Raw genomic sequence first — 17,817 nt, forward strand, 5'->3', positions numbered from 1 at the left:
ATGCAAAATCCTATTTTAACCAGTAAAATCGGGCATTTCAAACAACTTCATCTCTTTCGATAAAAAAATCACGCTTGGTTAAGGGCTAGATTAACCGTATACCTGCAAGTGCCGTTGCGGGGGGCGGCAGCCCGAAGCAATATCCCGTGCAGAGATTCCTTAGCGGGGTTTACGCTGAGCAATGCGAATACGCTTGCAACGGCAACATCCTTTTTGCGTCCACTACAGTTAACTCCCAAAATACGACCCGCGGGAAAAAATACAAACGGCAGCGATCCTGTTAAAGAATTGGTTTTCAGACCATTGACGGTTAAAACAATATCAAAACCTGTGAACTTATCTTCGTATCCCTCCAGCCCAATCCAAACGAAATATCCTGCCTGTTTTTTTATGTGTCTACGGATTTGGAATATATCGTACGGACAACGTTTGTCCGTGCTCATAAGAAAAACAGCTCGAAACCGCTTCCCTCCCCGTATAATCCCTGAACTATTTGACATCTATCCCAATTGGTACAATTTTTTGGAAAGAACTCAATAGCCGTTTTTATAAATGAAACTTGACAAGCGAAGTATTTAAAAATATACTGGGTGTACACATGAGCACCCATAAACAAAAATATGAAAATTCAACACTCACAAAAAAACAAGATAATTTTTTAAGCTTTCTGAAGGAATATTTTCAGGAAAGAGGTTATCCTCCCACAGTTCGGGAGATTGTGGATGGCATGGGATTTTCCAGCACCCATATTGCAAGAAAATATCTCGAAATCCTTGAACGTAAGGGATATATCAAGAGACAATTCAACAGCCCGCGCGCCATTGAGATTGTTGATGTATCTGCCAGGAGCTCAGAAGTAAGATCGATACCTATTGTGGGAGTGGTTCGCGCGGGTGTGCCTCATCCTGCCATCGAAGATATTGAAGGATACTTTCCCGTGGATAAATCGGTTTGCCGCAACAACAATGCCTTTTTCCTGAGAGTGGCGGGAGACAGTATGATTGAGGCACACATACTGGAAGGAGATCTTGTCCTTGTGGTTCCTCAGCCGGTTGCTAATAATGGAGAGATCGTAGTTGCCCTTATTAATGATGAGACGACGGTAAAACGTCTCTATAAACGGGGAGATACGATACAACTAAAGCCCGAGCATCCGACCATGAAGCCGATTGTCATTAAAGAAGGGGATGCAAAGGTAAGTATTGTTGGAAGGGTCGTCGCTGTGATAAGGCAGTTGGACAAACAACCTGCGATGGTTGTAAAAAGATAGATACCTGATAATGAAATTTGGTAACCGTATTATGACAACAGAAATTCATGAACCAATCAAAGTGGGTGCCATTTTTGGTGACTACAAAAAGAAACTCAGGCCTGTCTGGTTTGTATGGAATAACAGAAAATATGACATCAAAGAGATTACCTATATCTGGACGGAAAAAATAGGAAAGGCCAGCATACACCATTTCATGGTTACAGATAACGCAAATCTCTTTGACATCTCTTATTGCACGGATACCCTGGGGTGGACGCTTCATTCCGTGGAAATGGATGCGCGTGCTTAAATTTTCTTTTTCCCTGTTACATTGGATTCTAAAAGGCAAAAACCCAATAACCTTCTAAAATAGAGTGATGTGACGCTTCACGCATAACAAAATAGATGCCTTATTCCCTTACTTCGGAACTTTATGCAGTAAACTAAGCATTCAGCAGCCTTTTTGCAGCCAATCCTTTTTGTAGAGATAAGTCTTAAACATGTCTCTTCTGTGCCATAATGACTTTATAACTCCTTTGAAATCCTGACGTACCCCTGTTCAGCTACTATCGGGATAATAAAATGAACAAAATTATTATGCACATCGATATGAACGCCTTTTTTGCCTCTGTGGAACAACAGATTAATCCTGCCTTTAGAGGAAAGCCAATTGCAGTCATTGGCTCCAACGAAAGAACCGTGGTCACTACATCCTCTTATGAGGCGCGGGCCTATGGGGTCAAAACAGGCATGACCAAATATGAAGCGAAAAGGTTATGCCCTCATATTGTCCTTGTAGCCGGCGATACGGGTCGTTATACAGACACTTGCCGCAGGCTGGTCGAGATATACCGGCAATACACCCCCATGGTCGAAGTATATTCCATTGATGAGGCATTTCTGGACGTTACAGAGTCCATCCCACTCTTTGGTTGCGCTGAGGTTATAGCTAAAAAAATCAAAGAAGATATTCGCCAAAAACTGGGAATGCTGACCTGCTCTATCGGCATTGCTCCCAATAAACTTTTGGCAAAGTTGGGAAGCGATATGAAAAAGCCAAATGGTCTTGTAGTTATACAACACGAAGACGTTGGTAAATTACTGCAAAATTTACCGGTAAAAGAACTTTGCGGTATAGGCTCACGTATCGAAACACAACTGGCTACCTTGGGAATTAAAACCTGCGGCGAATTAGGACGGGCATCCACACATACTTTAAGAAATCGATTTGGTGTGATTGGAGAACGCTTAAAACTCATGGCCCAGGGTATCGATAATAACCCTGTTATACCACCGGAACAGGAACCGGACGTCAAATCGATTGGACACAGCATGACCCTTGATAAGGATGTGAGTGATATGGAGACGTTGGAGTGTCATGTCCTTCAACTATCTGAGATGGTAGGAAGGCGTATGCGTCGCGGAGGCTATACGGGCCGGACAATTACCCTAACCCTGCGATACCCTGACTTTACTACTTTTACAAAACGTACTACTGCGGGTACACACACAGACAACAGCATCGATATCTATAGGATTGCAATAGATATTCTCAATACCGTACGGTTACAACAACCAATCCGATTGATAGGCATTAGCATTTCTAACCTTACAAAGAATCTATCACAAATACCCCTCTTCCTTTCAGACAGGAATAAGAAAGCAGCCACGTGCGCTATGGACAAGATCAATGACCGATATGGGGATTTCTGCATTACCTGGGGTACGTTGATTAAACGTTATCAGCACAAGGGCGTTATTTCTCCATCCTGGAGACCCAGCGGGATTAAATGTATCAATCTTTCAACACGTAAAACAAAAAAATAAATCCTGATATAACACCGGAAAATGCTGGCAAAGAATCAAAATCGTAAGATTTGTTTAATGCGAATTTGTTATGGATAAATCATACCAAGAAATAAGTTGTCTGGAATTTCAAAAAAATATCGAACAGAAAATGATTGTGAAAAAAGGCTTTTTGAGTTGCGATAGCCACACGGGTTTACTTACCCTCATTGCGGGCATTAAGAATATTACCCTGTTATCAAGCGTAAATTATATATAAGGCGCTTTAACCCTTTGTGCTGTCTGCGCAGACTCCCGGGCTATTGCTTTGCCGAGCTAATTCAATAACCATTATATATTTTTGATAAACTGCAATCACTTTGCCCCTTCGGGGTTAAGAATACATCATGAAAAGTTACAAGAAATACGAAAGGGAGAATCATAGCGGGGGTTTAATACTTCGACACGTTTATTTCTTCCATCTTTCCCGTAACCATGTACACAATCCTCTCGGCGATGTTGGTAACCCTGTCCGCGATGCGTTCCAGGTTGTGAGATACCCATGTGAGAAAGGTTGCCATGCGAATTATCCTCGGATTTTCCATCATGAGCACCAGGAGTTCACGGTAAATCTGGTCATGGAGGGCATCGACCTGATCGTCCTCATTACAGATGCGTCGCGCCGTCTCTGTGTCTCTGTCGATAAATGCCTTAAGGCATTTATCGAGCATGGACAGCCCGATATCTGCCATCCGGGGGATATCGATCAGGGGTTTTACCAAGGGTTCATTACTCATCAAAATGTTTATCTTGGCAATTCCCTCGGCGTGGTCGCCCATGCGTTCAAGATCGGTTATGATGCTTAAGATGGAGGCCAACTCTCTCAAATCAACCGCCATGGGCTGTTGGGTCGCAATAAGAGAAATACACTTTTCTTCAATATCAAACCGTTTTTTATTGATCAACAGGTCGTTTTTTACAATCTCTTTGGCTGCATCGGTGTCCCTTTTTTGCAATGATTCCACAGATTTTTTTATGGCGTTTGCGACCATCTGCCCCATAAGCAGCACTTCATCCTCAAGCTTTTTTAAAGCCTTATGATAAGCCTCACGCGTCATGATTTCTCCTGTCCGATTTTTTAAATTTGGTACCTATAGTTCACTGTGTAAAATTTTTTTTACAAGTTTTTTACACCTGCCTTCACTCCCCCCCCTTGTTCGAGGGGATTTGGTTGTGGCTTTGCTGCGTTATGAATACTTTTGACTTTCGATTTGTTTTTTACCCGAACCTCCCCGTGATGTAATCCTCCGTTTGTTTTTCTCTTGGGTTTGTGAATATCTCGCTGGTAACACTGTACTCTACAAGTTCACCCATCATGAAAAAGCCTGTGTAATCCGATATCCGGGCCGCCTGTTGCATATTATGGGTGACGATGATAACCGTATAGTCCTTTTTCAAATCACAGAGCATATCTTCTATCTTGGCAGTGGCAATAGGGTCGAGGGCAGAACAAGGCTCATCGAGGAGAATAATTTCCGGCTCCATGGCTATTGCCCGTGCAATACAAATTCGTTGTTGCTGACCTCCGGAAAGATCGAGGGCGTTTGCATGAAGCCTGTCTTTTACATCATCCCAGAGCGCCGCCTTTTTCAAGGCTTTTTCACAAATTTCATCAAGAATGCCTTTCTTTCTGATGCCCATAAGCCGGGGGCCATAAATAACATTCTCATAAATAGTTTTGGGAAAAGGGTTGGGCTTTTGGAAAACCATACCAACTCTCCTCCTGAGTTCTGTAACATCAACGGCAGGGCTGTATATGTCCTGATCGTCGATTCTAATACACCCTTCAATCGTCACGTTTTCTATCAGATCATTCATGCGGTTTAAACACCTGATCAGGGTAGATTTCCCGCATCCGGATGGACCAATAAAAGAGGTAATATTTTTTCTGGAAATATCAAGGGCTATTTTCTTTAACGCCTCGACCTTACCGTAATAAAGGAAAAGGTCTATGATATTAACAATCGGCTCAGGAACGGTTGTGCGCACTTTTTCCATAATGTTTTGCAGTAAATCTTTAATTTTTTATATTGCCCTTGTGCTGTACCATTTTTTTAGTTTGTTTCTTACCACAATGGCTGCAAGGTTCAGTGTAAGTACGGTAATAAGCAACACGAGGGTTGTGGTATAGACCATAGGAATAGCAGCCTCCACATTGGGTGATTGAAAACCAACGTCATAGATATGAAACCCCAGATGCATAAATTTCCTTTCCAGATGGATATAGGGAAAATGACTATCAATAGGAAGAGAAGGTGCAAGCTTAACAACCCCGGTGATCATAAGCGGGGCAACCTCTCCGGATGCCCTTGCCATGGAAAGAATCATTCCGGTAAGGATGCCTGGGGTCGCCTGAGGAATCACGACCCTCCATAACGTTTCAATCTTCGTCGCACCAAGTGCATAAGAACCCTCACGCAGGGAGATGGGAACGGAAGACAATGCCTCTTCTGTAGCCACCACAACAACCGGTACCGTCAGAAGCGCCAGGGTAAGCGATGCCCACAAGATACCACCCGTGCCGAAGGTGGGAGCGGGCAAGGCCTCAGGGAAAAAGAATTTATCAACATTTCCACCAACAAAATAGATGAAAAAACCTAGTCCGAAGATACCAAAAACGATGGATGGAACACCTGCGAGATTGCTAACCGAAATTCTTACTATGCGGGCAATCATATTGTCACTGGCATATTCTTTAAGGTAAACCGCCGTTAATACACCCAAAGGAACTACCGCAATACTCATAATAATCACCATCATTACCGTTCCAAAAATAGCAGGGAAGATACCGCCTTCTGTATTGGCTTCTCTGGGCTCACTCCAGATAAACTCCCAAAATTTTGTTAGATAAAAAACAAGTTTAGAAAAAAACCCCATCTTATTTGGGGCATAGACGCGAATAATCTGAAAAATGGGCACGATCTTATCCTGTCCATCGGCAAGAAGCACCACGATCTCCTTTTCTTTTGCCTCTTTGTACAGATTATTGAGTAATATTTCTCTCTCCTGATAAACTTTTTCTAGGCCGTCTATTTTTGCATTAAGCGCTACCGTCTTTTTGCGAATTTTTTCCGTTGGTGGAAACATCATGAGCCGTTTCAACTCAAGGCGATATTTTTCCATCAGGTAGTTAATATTACCAATTTCCTTCTTCTCGATGTAACGGATCTTTTTATAAAGACCCCTGCTCTCAGCCAGGAGGATCATTAACGTATCGTGTTGCAGTGGTTTGATAGTTTCTCCCTGTCTGAAGCCTTTTAAAAAGCCATATAAATTTCCCCACTCACGCCTTTCGAAGACCACGGCGTCGATCGGGAAATGCAAGGATACAATATCCGCGTTAGCTATCCATGTAAAATCTGAACCATAGACATCCCTGTTGCCGATCTTTATTTTAGTCCGATACGAGTCTTTTTGGTAAGGAATTGGCTCCTTTTTGACAATCTCCCCTAAAGCCACCGTACCGTTATGAAGAGTAATTTTTACGATCTTACGAGGCCAGAATATGCCAAATCCATTCATCATAATAAGGACTATTACCCCGCAGATCATCAGCAGACATACCGTGAGGGCGCTTGCCGTTAACCAGATATAGGGGTTGCCTTTTTTAAATATCTCTCTCATAATTTATTGTACTTCAGTCTCATTCTTCTCCGCACCGTTTCTGCCAGGGTATTGACGATAAAGGTAGTTACAAAGAGAAGTAAGGAGGCGAGAAAAAGTACCCGGTAGAGTGTTCCTCCAAAGGGTGCTTCAGGTATCTCTACGGCAATATTTGCAGAAAGCGCCCTGAAGCCGTTAAATAAATTCCATTCCATAATTGGGGTGTTGCCCGTTGCCATAAGAACAATCATGGTTTCACCCACAGCCCTTCCGAAACCAATCATTATGGCAGAAAAAATTCCCGGACTTGCAGTCGGAAGTATTACCCTGACAGCCGTCTGCCACGGAGTGGCGCCCAGTGCCAGAGAAGCTGATATCAAGCTTTTGGGAACATTACTCATGGCATCTTCCGAAATCGTAAAGATGAGGGGGATAACAGCAAACCCCATAGCAATCCCTACAACAACAGCATTCCTTTGATCATACTTTAGCCCAAGAACACGGGAAAACCACTCCCGGTAATCCCCACGGAGAATGTTTGTCTCAAAGACACCGCCTAACTGTATAGAAACAACTATTGCCCCGATGATAAAGGGAATCAAGACCAATACCTCCGTTCCGTGCCGATACCAGCCTTTTCCGATAACTGGCAGGTATTTCCAGACAACAAGGGCGATACCAATGGAAAGGGTGATGAAAAATGGCATAATGATGATTGCAGGGAACATTCGTTCCATAAGTGGTGCAAGCCAGAGTCCGGCCAGGAAACCAAGAATGACGCTTGGCAATGCCGCCATGATCTCGATAACGGGTTTTATGATTTTTAAAGAATTATGAAGGAATTGCGATGTATACAATGCAGCAAAGATGCCAATAGGGACGGCAATGACCAAGGTGTAAAGGGTGCCTTTAATCGTGCCAAAGATTAAGGGCACAAGACTCAGCTTCGGTTCGAAGTCATCCGTTCCACCGGTAGACTGCCAGACAAATTCCGGTTTTTCGTAACCCTCGTACCAGACCCGTCCGAAGAGGGTCTTTACGGTGATTTCCGGATGGGGATTGAAAATACGCCACTGGAAGAGTCGATTGTTGGTATCAGCCACAAAAATTCCGTTAGCTTTTGGCGAAAAAGCAAGGGCAACAGGGGTGTATCCCGTCTTAAAACGCAAAAGGGTTTGTTCAGAGGTTGCATGATTAAGATAGATTGTTCCGTCAGTCGCTGCGGTGAGAAACCCTTTGTCTCGCATTGACGGAGCAACTGCAATGACCGGGGCTTTATGGGATCTAAGGATATGCACTTTTTTCAGTGCCCAGCCCCAAGATGACCGATCATCTCTTACTTGCATCCAAACATTTACTCCGCCGCTGGCATCGCCGACGACAAGGGAGACATCTCCCAACAGAAAACCCAGCGCAGTTACCGCGCTTTCCGATACTTTTACCTTTTCGACAAGATAAGGGTTTTCTCTGTCCCTTACGTCTATATGAAATACGTCACCGGAAGGCGTCCCTATATACAGATTTTCCATAAAAAGATCAAGCGCCAGAGAGGTTATTTCAGTCCCGGTTCTCTGTTCTGTCAAATCTCCTGACGAATTATCTGCTGTTTGCATTCCGGCTTTGGCTTTCTCCCGCCGTTCTATGCCCTCCGTTTGTAAAAGATAAGGAACAGAAGCTGTGTTTTGATTTATACTATGCGCCACAAAAAGACCGGTAATATCTTTCTGAAACTCCTTCTTTTCTTCGTTGTCAAGGGGTGTTTTTCCGGTTTCAGAAGCTATAAGGATAAGATGGCCATCATTCGTGTAAACGGCTGTGACGTCTGTACTATCATCTCCTCTGGAAGTGACGTTAAGGATACCTGCTTTTAGTTTACTAGCCTTAACTTTTTTTTCTTCAAGTACTTCTGGCGTAACCGCCCGGCTGTCGCCCGCAAATGATTCAGAAAAACTGATGGAGATGGTAAAAACTTTTCCATCATTGGTCGCCAGAACAAGACGATCATGGTCTTTATCAGCCGACGTTATAACAGAACCATCCAGGCCGGAGACATGGTGTTTTTTCAGGAGTGCACCACTCTTTAAAGAAATAAATTCTATCACACCGTTATTATATATGATATAGGCAACTTCCTGGTGATCGTCTACGCCCATGGATATCACCTTGCCATGTACAGAGTGAGTAGTTTCCTTTGTTATTCTGGCGTCTTGTAAAAGCGGATATACTTCCAGGAAGATAAAAATAAATAAGGCGAGAATAACAAGAACCGTTGCCGTCCCACCAAGCGTAATCACCCAGTGGGCTGCCCTATCGGCATATCTTCTTCGTTTTAAACTTTTCATGAATTATTCAATTTTTTTAATTCCTCTTCAACAACGGATGCTGGCAAAGGCAAATAACCGTCTTTCACAACCAGTTCCTGACCCTCTTTACTCAAGATAAATTTTACAAACTCCTTAACCAGAGGGTCGAGTGGCTGACCAGGCTTTTTATTAATATATACCTGAAGAAATCTTGCCAGTGGGTAAGAACCGTTCATGACATTTTTTATTTCTGCTTCTTTACAGAGTTCTCCTTCCTTAAACGATAGGGGTATGGCACGAACTTCGGATGTCTGATAACCGATGCCGCTATAACCCACGGCGTATCGGTCTTCTGTTACACCCTGCACAACAGAAGCAGAGCCAGGCTGCTCCTTTACGGTATTCTTGAAATCTCCTTTATAGAGGGCATGTTCTTTGAAATAGCCGTAGGTACCAGAGGCTGAATTCCGCCCATACAGGCTTATGGGTTTAATTGCCCAATCCCCTGACAAGCCAAGCTGTCCCCATGTGACAATATCTGTCCTGTATCCACCCTTACGGGTCTTAGAAAAAACAGCATCTACTTGTGGCAGGCTTAAGCCTTTTAGTGGATTATCCTTATTTACATAAACGGCAAGGGCATCCAGGGACGTCCTTATAGCTGTGGGTTTATATCCATATTTTTTCTCAAAGGCATCAATTTCCGTCGGTTTCATAACCCTGCTCATGGGACCTATCTGTGCCGTTCCTGAAATTAACGCTGGTGGTGCAGTGGTAGAACCCTTTCCCTCGATCTGAATCTTCACATTCGGATACACCCTATGAAACCCCTCGGCCCAGTAAGTCATGAGGTTGTTCATCGTATCAGAACCGATGCTATTCAAATTTCCTGAAATCCCACCTACTTTAGCGTAGGACTTTATATGCTCTTTGGCCACAACGGTTTCGTTTGCTGGAATCAATCCCATCAGACAAAAACTGAAAATCATTATTGGAAGCCCTGTTTTTCCCGCAATAGACATTGTTTCTCCTTTCTTTGTTACTACCACGTAAAGGACAGTATCTTACTCAAATTAATCAAGGAAGTCGACTTATTTTTTTGATGATGTTTGTTGTATTCCTTGAACGCTTTCTCCCGGGTCACCAGTCTTTTCAAAATTTGTTTTCTGTGCAGGGACGGTAACAACTCATACATGGCTCCTTCTTTAAGCCCAAAAGGGGCATAGCATAACGGTAAGGAAAACACGCGCTTTCCCTTTTACACCTCAGGTTCATTTTTTATCGTGGATGGGAGATGAGGAGAGCCTGAGAAGCTTCATACATCAGAATATAATTTGATACTGTAGCCTGATCCGGTTTTCTCTTTTATCTTCATCTTCACCATTAGTCACAAAATGGCCGATGTCTGCCTGGATCTTTGAACGATGGGCACGGAAGTAATAGTTTATACCTACGTCATATTCCTTCTGAAGGTCATTGGATACGTCATTGTTTGGGTCGTGCATGGAGTAACGGGCAGCAATCTCCAGTTTCTTTGCTATTACGAAGTAGCCTGCCTGGGTATAGAACCCATTGGAATCAATTGAGCCGCCGTTATCTTCAGGGTTTTCCGTCCTCATATAATATTCATTGCTCCACGAAAAGCCCCTGTACTTTACACCAAAATCGACTACTTCAACAATCGTATTGGTATTCATAAGTTTTTTATCGCGATCCTTTGCATTAAAGGCAACCGCAGCGCCGATTGTCGCCTTTATTTTATCAGAATACTTCACGTCGGTTTCATCGTAGCAGTCATATTTCCCAAATGGATTATACCTGGCGCTCAGTACGTACATGAGTTCATTGTTGGTATTGTCGATACCAGAAAATTTTTCTCCGGCGCCCTGAAACACAGCAGCGTGATATTCTATGTGTCCGTCAAAAGGTTTTCCATAAATATCAAATCCGGTGTCTCTGTCCTGATCGAATTCCTCGCTTGCGATGGATCTGTCCTGAAGCAGAAGTTTCGAAGACGATGTCATTCTTTGTCTGTTGAAAGGCACAACAAAATATCCAATCTTGGCGTTGAGTTCCTCAAATGGGGTAAAGTACACATAAAAATCTCTTAACCCAAAATTAAATTTATCCGCATCTGCTGCCACATAGTAATTTATGATTTTGTTATAAATATTTCCGCCAAAGTATACCCTTGCCCTGCGGACGTTAATGTCAATGAGATCGGACTCATTAAAATCCTCATCTCTATCCTTATAGGTGCACCGGAACTGCATCATAGCTCCAAAGTCCAGTGAAAAGTTTCCATCAGGAGATTTAATACCCAACGCGTATTTTTCACCATTTGGGGTATATTCTGCCGTAAGACCTGGCATGCCAAGCCCCATCTTTTCGCGCGCCTCTTTTGTAGAAAGATAATCTTCCACTATTTGTTTAACATCTTCTTTCTTAGCCAGCGTAGAGTGGATCTCCTCTGTTTGAGTCGTAGACTGAGAATTCATGGTATCTATCCGGTTTCTTAAAATTTGAATTTGTTCCTGCTGTTGCGTTGCTAATTCCGCTATCTGCTTCAATTGTTCTTGCTGCTTTGCAAACGACTCCTCCATCTGATTCAATTGCTGTTTTAAAACTTCTGACTCATCTCTTGCAATTTCGTAGGGTTGTTCAGTTTGTTGGGCAGACACCTCTTGCGGGTTTCCCCTGGGATACACACCGCTTAATACTATTATTGAGGTTAAAGCATAGGTATGCCATTTATTCCACATTTTTAATCTCTCCTTTTTCAATTAACCGGCTCCTCACCATTCGTAAAATTGCAACAGAGAGGAAGAAAAATCCTCTCCCGCACGGGTCATGTTATTCTTTCTGTCGATTTACAAGAATGATTACATGATGCAAACCGATAAGAGATTGTAGACATATCGTGTTAAGGAAAGATTAAGAGATTATTAATTTTTGATTAAGTCTCAAAATTTAATACATGGATTTCGGGGTGAGTAAAAGTCACAATGAGAAACCTTGAAATTCCTATACATTTTAGTATGACGTTTCACAAAAATGACTACCTATGTTATTGTCATTGCAAGCACATTCACATTGCCCAGTGTAAACACAGCGAAACAGCCTTAAGTTTTTTTAAACAAGAGACTATTTCGTCGCTTCACTTCTTGCAATGACATTTACTTGTATATAGATTTTTAGTAACCATTGAGTTCTTTTAAAAAGCCTCTGTATGCATGATGTTGCCTTGATAGGGACAGGTTTCAAACCTGCCCCTACTACAAGGAATTCCCGGTTTTTGTTGGAAATTTTCAAAAAACTAAATGGTTACGATTTTTATAAAACGTTATCCTGACGAGCGGATTTGTAGAGATAAAATCTATTGCTATAAACAGCAAAGATAGTATAATTTGAAAAAAATTGACATTGAGTATTCGTACGGATTATAGTATTGCCCTGTAAGATCTTTCTTTTTTTATAAGTTTTTATACCTCCCTTCGTCTTAACGAGGGAGATTTATAGTAAACATAACACATTACGTATATATACAAGTGTCATTGCGAGGGTGACCGCCCGAAGCAATCTCCGGTGCAGGGATTCCTTCACGGAGTTTACGCTGAGCAATGCAAATGTGCTCGCAATGACAACGTCCTTTTTGCGTTCACTATCGTTGTGGCTTTGCTGCGTTATGCAGTACCATTTTAAAAACAAAAAGATTACGGTTATGGGGTTGGGCCTGTTTGGCGGCGGGGTGGGTGTTGCCCGATTTCTCACAATGCAAGGCGCCCATGTTACGGTAACTGATGTAAGAACTGCAAAAGAACTGTCCCCTTCCATAAAACAGCTTGAAGATCTTCGCATTTGCTACAAGCTTGGCGGGCATTACGACGAAGATTTTATCAATACGGATATGGTTATTGTTAATCCTGCGGTACCAAAGGATTCAAGATTTATACATCTTGCAAGAAATAACCATGTACCTATGGATTCCGAAATCAACATTTTTTTTCAGTTATGTCCGGCTCCCATTATTGGTATCACGGGCAGTAATGGGAAGTCGACCACAACTACCCTTACCGGAAAAATACTGCAGCAGACGCAACGCAAGACATGGGTGGGAGGAAATATTGGAAAATCCCTGCTTTCAGACCTTGAGGAGATACAACCATCTGATATCGTAGTCCTTGAACTTTCCAGTTTTCAGTTGGAGGAACTTCTTAAAACGCAAAAAAGCCCGGATATCAGTGTGGTAACCAATATATCACCCAACCATCTTGACCGGTACCCAGCCATGAACGCGTATATTCAGGCCAAAAAAGGGATTATTGCGCATCAAAAACCAGCAGATTACGCAATCCTCAATTACGATGACCCGGAATTAAGAAGCTGGGCGGAGGGGTGTAAAGGTAACGTTTTATGGTATAGCACAAAGACCACGCTATCAGATGGCGCTTTTATCGATGGCGACTCCCTCGTGCTGTCGGTAAAAGGTAAGACGATAAAAATACCCTGTGTGTCCGGAATTAGAATACCTGGTATACATAACCTGCAAAATATCCTGGCCGCCTCCTGTGCAGCGTATCTTGCGGGTACGAATGAGCGATATATTGAAAATACGGTTACCACCTTCCCCGGATTAGAACACCGTCTGGAATTCGTACGTCAAGTCAGAGGCGTACAGTACTATAATGACTCCAAGGCCACAACGCCAGAATCTGCCATGGCAGCCGTTACTGCATTCCGGGCGCCTGTTATACTCATTGCCGGTGGCTATGATAAGGGAAGCGATTTTGAGGAATTTGCCGGGGCCTGCGCGAGATACGCCAGGGCAGTTATTCTTATCGGGAAAACGGCAAAGAAGATACAGGAACTTATCATCCAGAAAAAGGGAAACAGTGAAATACCAGCAATCTTTACTCTAAATACCTTCAGGGAAGCATTTCAGCAGGCGACCGCTGTGGCAAAATCAGGGGAAGTTATCTTGTTATCTCCTGCCTGCGCCAGTTATGACATGTTCCTGAATTATGAAGAGCGTGGAAGACAATTTAAAGACATGGCCCTGGCCTTATAATATTACCGCATAAAATCTCTTTTTGTAAGTCTTTTAAACCCCACGTCGTCCTCTCTTTAATAGGCGGATTTGGTTGCGGCTAATAACTTGGTTGTATAGAAATTTTCATTTTATTTAAGCGGGTTATCGTGTGTAAGTGACAAATTTTCTAAAGAGAAATCTTTAGAACCAGAACCTTGACAAGATTTGAAACCCCTTAACATCAAATTAGACCGTCGGTGGCTTTTTACAAAGGACTATCATGGTATTACAACTCTTTCTACTATTTGCAGGACTTGCCGGGCTCTATTTTGGGGCTGAATGGCTCGTTGGCGGGGCATCGAGATTCGCCCGATCATTCCAAATCAAACCCGTAGTCATAGGGCTCACCATCGTTGCTTTTGGCACTTCCGCCCCGGAACTCGTCACCAGTTTGACTGCCGGCATAAAGCATATGAATGACATCGCCATAGGGAATATTATTGGAAGTAACATTGCAAATATTGGTCTTATTCTGGGAGTGTCAGCAATCGTCCATCCCCTTACGATTGATATGAAGCTCCTCTATCGTGAAATGCCGATTGTGGTTGGTATCTCATTCCTTTTGTATTTCATGGGATGGGATGGTATTTTAAGCCGAACGGAAGGCGGCATTCTCCTTGGTGGTATTGTAATCTATACATACTATGTTTACCGCGTGGCCTTAAAAGAAGATCGCCTTATTGAGCAGGAGTATGAAGAATTTCTTAAGGCGAAGAATAATAATATCAAAAAGGACATATTCTTAATCCTTATCGGGCTTGGAGCGCTCCTGGGAGGGGCACATTTTCTGGTACATGCTGCAATATATATCGCTAAGATCATAGGAATCAGTGAATTCGTTATTGGTCTTACGGTAATCGCAGTCGGGACTTCTCTCCCGGAACTGGCGACCTCCATGGTTGCTGCCATACGCAAGGAATCCGATATTAGCGTTGGGAATGTGCTGGGAAGCAATATCTTTAATATCCTTGCAGTCCTCGGTATTTCCTCCGTAATTCAACCCTTGTCTGTCAACGCAGTTTCCCTCCGTGTTGATCTGCCGGTCATGCTGTGCTTCAGTATCTTCCTCATCCCTCTTATTACCTGGAAGTTTGTACTTACACGGGGACAAGGGATGGCATTATTAATTGGGTATGGCGTCTATATCTTCTGGTTATTTAACTAATTCCAGACATTTCCTGGCAACCCTTTCCGGTTGTATCTGCGTCATGCAGCGATGATCCTTCGGACAGGTCTTTAAATGACAGGCGAGACAGTCTACATCAGCGCGAATTACCTCTCCTGTTTCCGCTGTCGTATGAGTATAGCGTGGGTCATTTGGTCCCATGAGTGTTACTACCGGCCTCTGAAAGGCAACAGCGATATGCCGTGGTCCTGAGTCAACCGTGATCAATAAGGAACATCGTTTCATGAGCGCTTTCAGGACATCGAGTGAAACAACCTCATGTGTCAGATTGATCAATTTTGACCTTGCTGCCTGCTCGATGTCCGTTGCCAATTTTGACTCATGGGGAGCGCCAATAATAACGATAGTACATTCCCGCTGACTCTTTATGAGATCTGCCGTCTGCGCAAATCCCTCCGCCGTCCAACATTTCGAAGACCCATATGCAGCTCCCGGATTTAATAAAATGAGGGGTAGCCCGTTGTTCAAATGATATTTTTCCCCTATTTCATTTACACGACTCTGCGCCGCTTTGGAAACAAAGAGTTCCAGATCCTTCGACCGTACTTTACAGCCAACTGCAGTGCACAAACGCAGGTAATAGTCTCCCATGTAAGACGGAAGGAAGCGTCCATTTTCAGACAACCGGTGGATTCCATCAGTAAGCAGCCAGGAACGGGCGTCTCTCCGGTACCCGATGCGCCGCTTTACCCCGCCAGACCAAAACATGAGTGCTGAGCTAAAGGAATTAGGAAAGAGAAAGCCCATATCGTACTTTCCGGAACGGATGCGCCGTATCATTGACAGAGAGCGTGACCAGGGGAATGAATGTTCCGTCTCATCCAAAAGGAGGAATTCGTCAAACCAGGGAGTATCTTCAATGAGTTTCAGAACGTAAGGTTTCAAGACCAGCGTTATTTTAGCATCCGGAAAATTTTCCCTGATACAACGGAAGGCAGGGGTTGCCATAACGACATCACCCACCCAATTCGGTGAACGGATGATAATGTTCTGTATGTTGTCTGGTTTATTCAATGAGACTCCGGATAGATGAGAATTCGGAAAGTATCTAAAATTCCATTGCAATCAGATCGGATTTTACTGAACGCCCTCATACGTTGTCAAGCCAGCAGTTGTTTCCGGAGTGTTGCAGGCTAAGGCAGATAGATTTGTGAGACATTTATTACCCGTATTCGAGCCCAGGGCTGATGCAATCTTGCAGATTGCACCAGAACTTTAAATTGGATGAGAGGTATGAATTGTGTATTGTGTATTGCACTAGAATAAGGCGAAATACTGTTCATTGACGCCCGCAATATGGGACATCTGATTAACCGTAAAAACAGGGAGTTGCCTGACGACGACATTGCCCTGATCGCAATCACTTATCACAACTAGCGCGCTTCGGCAAGCTCAGAGCGACAATATGAAATGCCTGCCATGGTGACATTCGACAACCCCGTGGTGATGTGATATAGTAAGCAATGTCAGGCTGAGCCTGTCGAAGCCTTATCAATTCATGACAAACCATGCCCTTAAAAATAAAATGAAAAGCTATTATATTTACATATTGCAGTGCTCGGATGGTAGCTATTACACAGGCGTAACCAATAATGTTGAAAGACGCTTTTATGAACATCAGGAAGGACTTATTGATGGGTGCTATACCCATAATAAAAGACCGTTAAAATTGATGTATGTAAAGGAGTTTTCAGATGTTCGTGAGGCTATAGCACGGGAGAAACAAGTAAAAGGCTGGAGCAGGAAGAAAAAAGAAGCGCTAATAAGAGGAGATTTTGAAAAGCTGATTGAACTGGCGAAAAAGCACCCTTCGACAGGCTCAGGATGACATTCTATAATATCAGGATGATAGGCCCCACACTTTGGAGAACTCCGGGTGACAGGTATCCTGGTGAGCAATGTCAGGCTGAGCTTGTCGAAGCCTTGTCGAAGCCTTACTGAAACCTTATCATAGCGAGCCTGTCCATGGTGAGCTTGTCATGGTGAGCTTGTCATGGTGAGCTTGTCGAACCATGGCAAGGGAACTGAAAGATAGGGTTAAAAACAGCAATGCATTGGGACCGGAAAAAGGCAGGAAGAAAAAATAATGAGTGAGTGGAAAGAATATAAGCTAAAAGATGTATGCCTGAAAATAGGAAGTGGAGCAATTCCAACAGGAGGCAAGAATTCCTATAAATTACAGGGAATTTTTCATATAATAAGCCAGAACGTCCTTGATTTCCAATTTTCCCGCGATGACTTGGCATTTATTGATGATGAGCAAGCGTATGACTTACGTAACGTTACCCTTGAAAAAGATGATATTTTGTAACTATTCAGCGTACATTCGCTCACAAACCCTATGAGTGAACAAAATATTGATTCTGTAATCCCGAAGGGATGTCATTATTATAGCATATCGTTATGCAATGACGGTTAACCCTGTAGGGGTGGCATGGTATCCTTATTTTCTCGATATTTCACCCCTACAGGGTTGAATGTTAGGGTGCGTTTTTCTCTCTCTATAATCATGTCATCCCTTCGGGATTTTCCCGTCTGC

Annotated in this window: 16 protein-coding genes and 1 pseudogene; 9 read left to right on the forward strand and 8 right to left on the reverse strand. The window is 43.1% G+C overall.

From position 1 onward, the window contains the following. Positions 1 to 68: 68 nt before the first annotated feature. Complete coding sequence (locus BIY37_RS07860; protein ID WP_070067288.1) at positions 69 to 443, reverse strand: hypothetical protein; 375 nt, start codon at positions 441 to 443, stop codon at positions 69 to 71. Between the two features lie 155 nt (positions 444 to 598). Between BIY37_RS07860 and lexA the strand changes: the two genes are divergently transcribed. The 4 genes from lexA (at position 599) to BIY37_RS13905 (ending at position 3,317) form a co-directional block, all read left to right on the forward strand. After that, positions 599 to 1,270 (forward strand): transcriptional repressor LexA, encoded by a 672-nt coding sequence (gene lexA, locus BIY37_RS07865; protein WP_070067298.1) that lies wholly within the window; start codon positions 599 to 601, stop codon positions 1,268 to 1,270. 10 nt (positions 1,271 to 1,280) lie between these two features. Next, positions 1,281 to 1,562, forward strand: coding sequence for a hypothetical protein (locus BIY37_RS07870; protein WP_080324945.1), 282 nt, complete (start codon positions 1,281 to 1,283; stop codon positions 1,560 to 1,562). 272 nt (positions 1,563 to 1,834) lie between these two features. Next, complete coding sequence (gene dinB, locus BIY37_RS07875) at positions 1,835 to 3,079, forward strand: DNA polymerase IV (protein WP_070067289.1); 1,245 nt, start codon at positions 1,835 to 1,837, stop codon at positions 3,077 to 3,079. A gap of 70 nt (positions 3,080 to 3,149) precedes the next feature. Beyond that, entirely contained in the window at positions 3,150 to 3,317 is a 168-nt protein-coding gene (locus BIY37_RS13905) for a hypothetical protein (RefSeq protein ID WP_230402469.1), read from the forward strand. 172 nt (positions 3,318 to 3,489) lie between these two features. On the opposite strand, the gene phoU is transcribed toward BIY37_RS13905, so the two are convergent. The 6 genes from phoU to BIY37_RS07905 all read right to left on the reverse strand — a co-directional run bounded on the left by phoU (position 3,490) and on the right by BIY37_RS07905 (position 11,765). Next, positions 3,490 to 4,155: a phosphate signaling complex protein PhoU gene (gene phoU, locus BIY37_RS07880; protein ID WP_070067290.1), complete on the reverse strand. Its 666-nt coding sequence runs from the start codon at positions 4,153 to 4,155 to the stop codon at positions 3,490 to 3,492. Between the two features lie 160 nt (positions 4,156 to 4,315). Continuing rightward, positions 4,316 to 5,095 (reverse strand): phosphate ABC transporter ATP-binding protein PstB, encoded by a 780-nt coding sequence (gene pstB / locus BIY37_RS07885; protein WP_070067291.1) that lies wholly within the window; start codon positions 5,093 to 5,095, stop codon positions 4,316 to 4,318. A gap of 27 nt (positions 5,096 to 5,122) precedes the next feature. Continuing rightward, positions 5,123 to 6,721 carry a phosphate ABC transporter permease PstA gene (gene pstA / locus BIY37_RS07890; protein WP_070067292.1) on the reverse strand — a complete coding sequence of 533 codons (1,599 nt, stop codon included), beginning with the start codon at positions 6,719 to 6,721 and terminating at the stop codon, positions 5,123 to 5,125. Continuing rightward, the gene (locus tag BIY37_RS07895) at positions 6,718 to 9,042 is read right to left on the reverse strand and encodes an ABC transporter permease subunit (protein WP_070067293.1); all 2,325 of its coding nucleotides are present in this window, start codon (positions 9,040 to 9,042) and stop codon (positions 6,718 to 6,720) included. The genes pstA and BIY37_RS07895 overlap by 4 nt, the downstream gene beginning before the upstream one ends. After that, positions 9,039 to 10,025: a PstS family phosphate ABC transporter substrate-binding protein gene (locus BIY37_RS07900; protein ID WP_315850103.1), complete on the reverse strand. Its 987-nt coding sequence runs from the start codon at positions 10,023 to 10,025 to the stop codon at positions 9,039 to 9,041. The genes BIY37_RS07895 and BIY37_RS07900 overlap by 4 nt, the downstream gene beginning before the upstream one ends. A 300-nt stretch (positions 10,026 to 10,325) precedes the next feature. After that, positions 10,326 to 11,765, reverse strand: a complete 1,440-nt coding sequence (locus BIY37_RS07905; protein ID WP_070067294.1) for a porin — start codon at positions 11,763 to 11,765, stop codon at positions 10,326 to 10,328. A gap of 923 nt (positions 11,766 to 12,688) precedes the next feature. On the opposite strand from BIY37_RS07905, the gene murD reads away from it, so the two are divergent. Next, complete coding sequence (gene murD / locus BIY37_RS07910; RefSeq protein ID WP_070067301.1) at positions 12,689 to 14,071, forward strand: UDP-N-acetylmuramoyl-L-alanine--D-glutamate ligase; 1,383 nt, start codon at positions 12,689 to 12,691, stop codon at positions 14,069 to 14,071. Between the two features lie 241 nt (positions 14,072 to 14,312). Continuing rightward, positions 14,313 to 15,257 (forward strand): calcium/sodium antiporter, encoded by a 945-nt coding sequence (locus tag BIY37_RS07915; protein ID WP_070067295.1) that lies wholly within the window; start codon positions 14,313 to 14,315, stop codon positions 15,255 to 15,257. Here the strand turns inward: BIY37_RS07915 and waaF are convergent. Continuing rightward, on the reverse strand, positions 15,246 to 16,292 hold the full coding sequence (gene waaF / locus BIY37_RS07920; protein WP_070067296.1) for a lipopolysaccharide heptosyltransferase II: 1,047 nt from the start codon (positions 16,290 to 16,292) through the stop codon (positions 15,246 to 15,248). The genes BIY37_RS07915 and waaF overlap by 12 nt on opposite strands. A 252-nt stretch (positions 16,293 to 16,544) precedes the next feature. On the opposite strand from waaF, the pseudogene BIY37_RS14370 reads away from it, so the two are divergent. The 3 genes and pseudogenes from BIY37_RS14370 to BIY37_RS07930 all read left to right on the forward strand — a co-directional run. Next, positions 16,545 to 16,652: pseudogene (locus tag BIY37_RS14370) on the forward strand (SAM-dependent methyltransferase); the annotation flags it as partial. 124 nt (positions 16,653 to 16,776) lie between these two features. Further along, positions 16,777 to 17,106, forward strand: a complete 330-nt coding sequence (locus BIY37_RS07925) for a GIY-YIG nuclease family protein (RefSeq protein ID WP_230402470.1) — start codon at positions 16,777 to 16,779, stop codon at positions 17,104 to 17,106. A 258-nt stretch (positions 17,107 to 17,364) separates the two neighbouring features. After that, entirely contained in the window at positions 17,365 to 17,589 is a 225-nt protein-coding gene (locus tag BIY37_RS07930) for a restriction endonuclease subunit S domain-containing protein (protein WP_070067297.1), read from the forward strand. The last annotated feature ends 228 nt before the right edge of the window (positions 17,590 to 17,817 follow it).

Source organism: Candidatus Brocadia sapporoensis, from assembly GCF_001753675.2.
GTDB classification, from domain to species: Bacteria; Planctomycetota; Brocadiia; order Brocadiales; family Brocadiaceae; genus Brocadia; species Brocadia sapporoensis.

Coding starts and splice junctions, on each gene's coding strand:
- BIY37_RS07860 (WP_070067288.1), bottom strand. CDS start 443: ATGAGCACGGACAAACGTTGTCCGTACGATATATTCCAAATCCGTAGA.
- lexA (WP_070067298.1), top strand. CDS start 599: ATGAGCACCCATAAACAAAAATATGAAAATTCAACACTCACAAAAAAA.
- BIY37_RS07870 (WP_080324945.1), top strand. CDS start 1,281: ATGAAATTTGGTAACCGTATTATGACAACAGAAATTCATGAACCAATC.
- dinB (WP_070067289.1), top strand. CDS start 1,835: ATGAACAAAATTATTATGCACATCGATATGAACGCCTTTTTTGCCTCT.
- BIY37_RS13905 (WP_230402469.1), top strand. CDS start 3,150: ATGGATAAATCATACCAAGAAATAAGTTGTCTGGAATTTCAAAAAAAT.
- phoU (WP_070067290.1), bottom strand. CDS start 4,155: ATGACGCGTGAGGCTTATCATAAGGCTTTAAAAAAGCTTGAGGATGAA.
- pstB (WP_070067291.1), bottom strand. CDS start 5,095: ATGGAAAAAGTGCGCACAACCGTTCCTGAGCCGATTGTTAATATCATA.
- pstA (WP_070067292.1), bottom strand. CDS start 6,721: ATGAGAGAGATATTTAAAAAAGGCAACCCCTATATCTGGTTAACGGCA.
- BIY37_RS07895 (WP_070067293.1), bottom strand. CDS start 9,042: ATGAAAAGTTTAAAACGAAGAAGATATGCCGATAGGGCAGCCCACTGG.
- BIY37_RS07900 (WP_315850103.1), bottom strand. CDS start 10,025: ATGTCTATTGCGGGAAAAACAGGGCTTCCAATAATGATTTTCAGTTTT.
- BIY37_RS07905 (WP_070067294.1), bottom strand. CDS start 11,765: ATGTGGAATAAATGGCATACCTATGCTTTAACCTCAATAATAGTATTA.
- murD (WP_070067301.1), top strand. CDS start 12,689: ATGCAGTACCATTTTAAAAACAAAAAGATTACGGTTATGGGGTTGGGC.
- BIY37_RS07915 (WP_070067295.1), top strand. CDS start 14,313: ATGGTATTACAACTCTTTCTACTATTTGCAGGACTTGCCGGGCTCTAT.
- BIY37_RS07925 (WP_230402470.1), top strand. CDS start 16,777: ATGACAAACCATGCCCTTAAAAATAAAATGAAAAGCTATTATATTTAC.
- BIY37_RS07930 (WP_070067297.1), top strand. CDS start 17,365: ATGAGTGAGTGGAAAGAATATAAGCTAAAAGATGTATGCCTGAAAATA.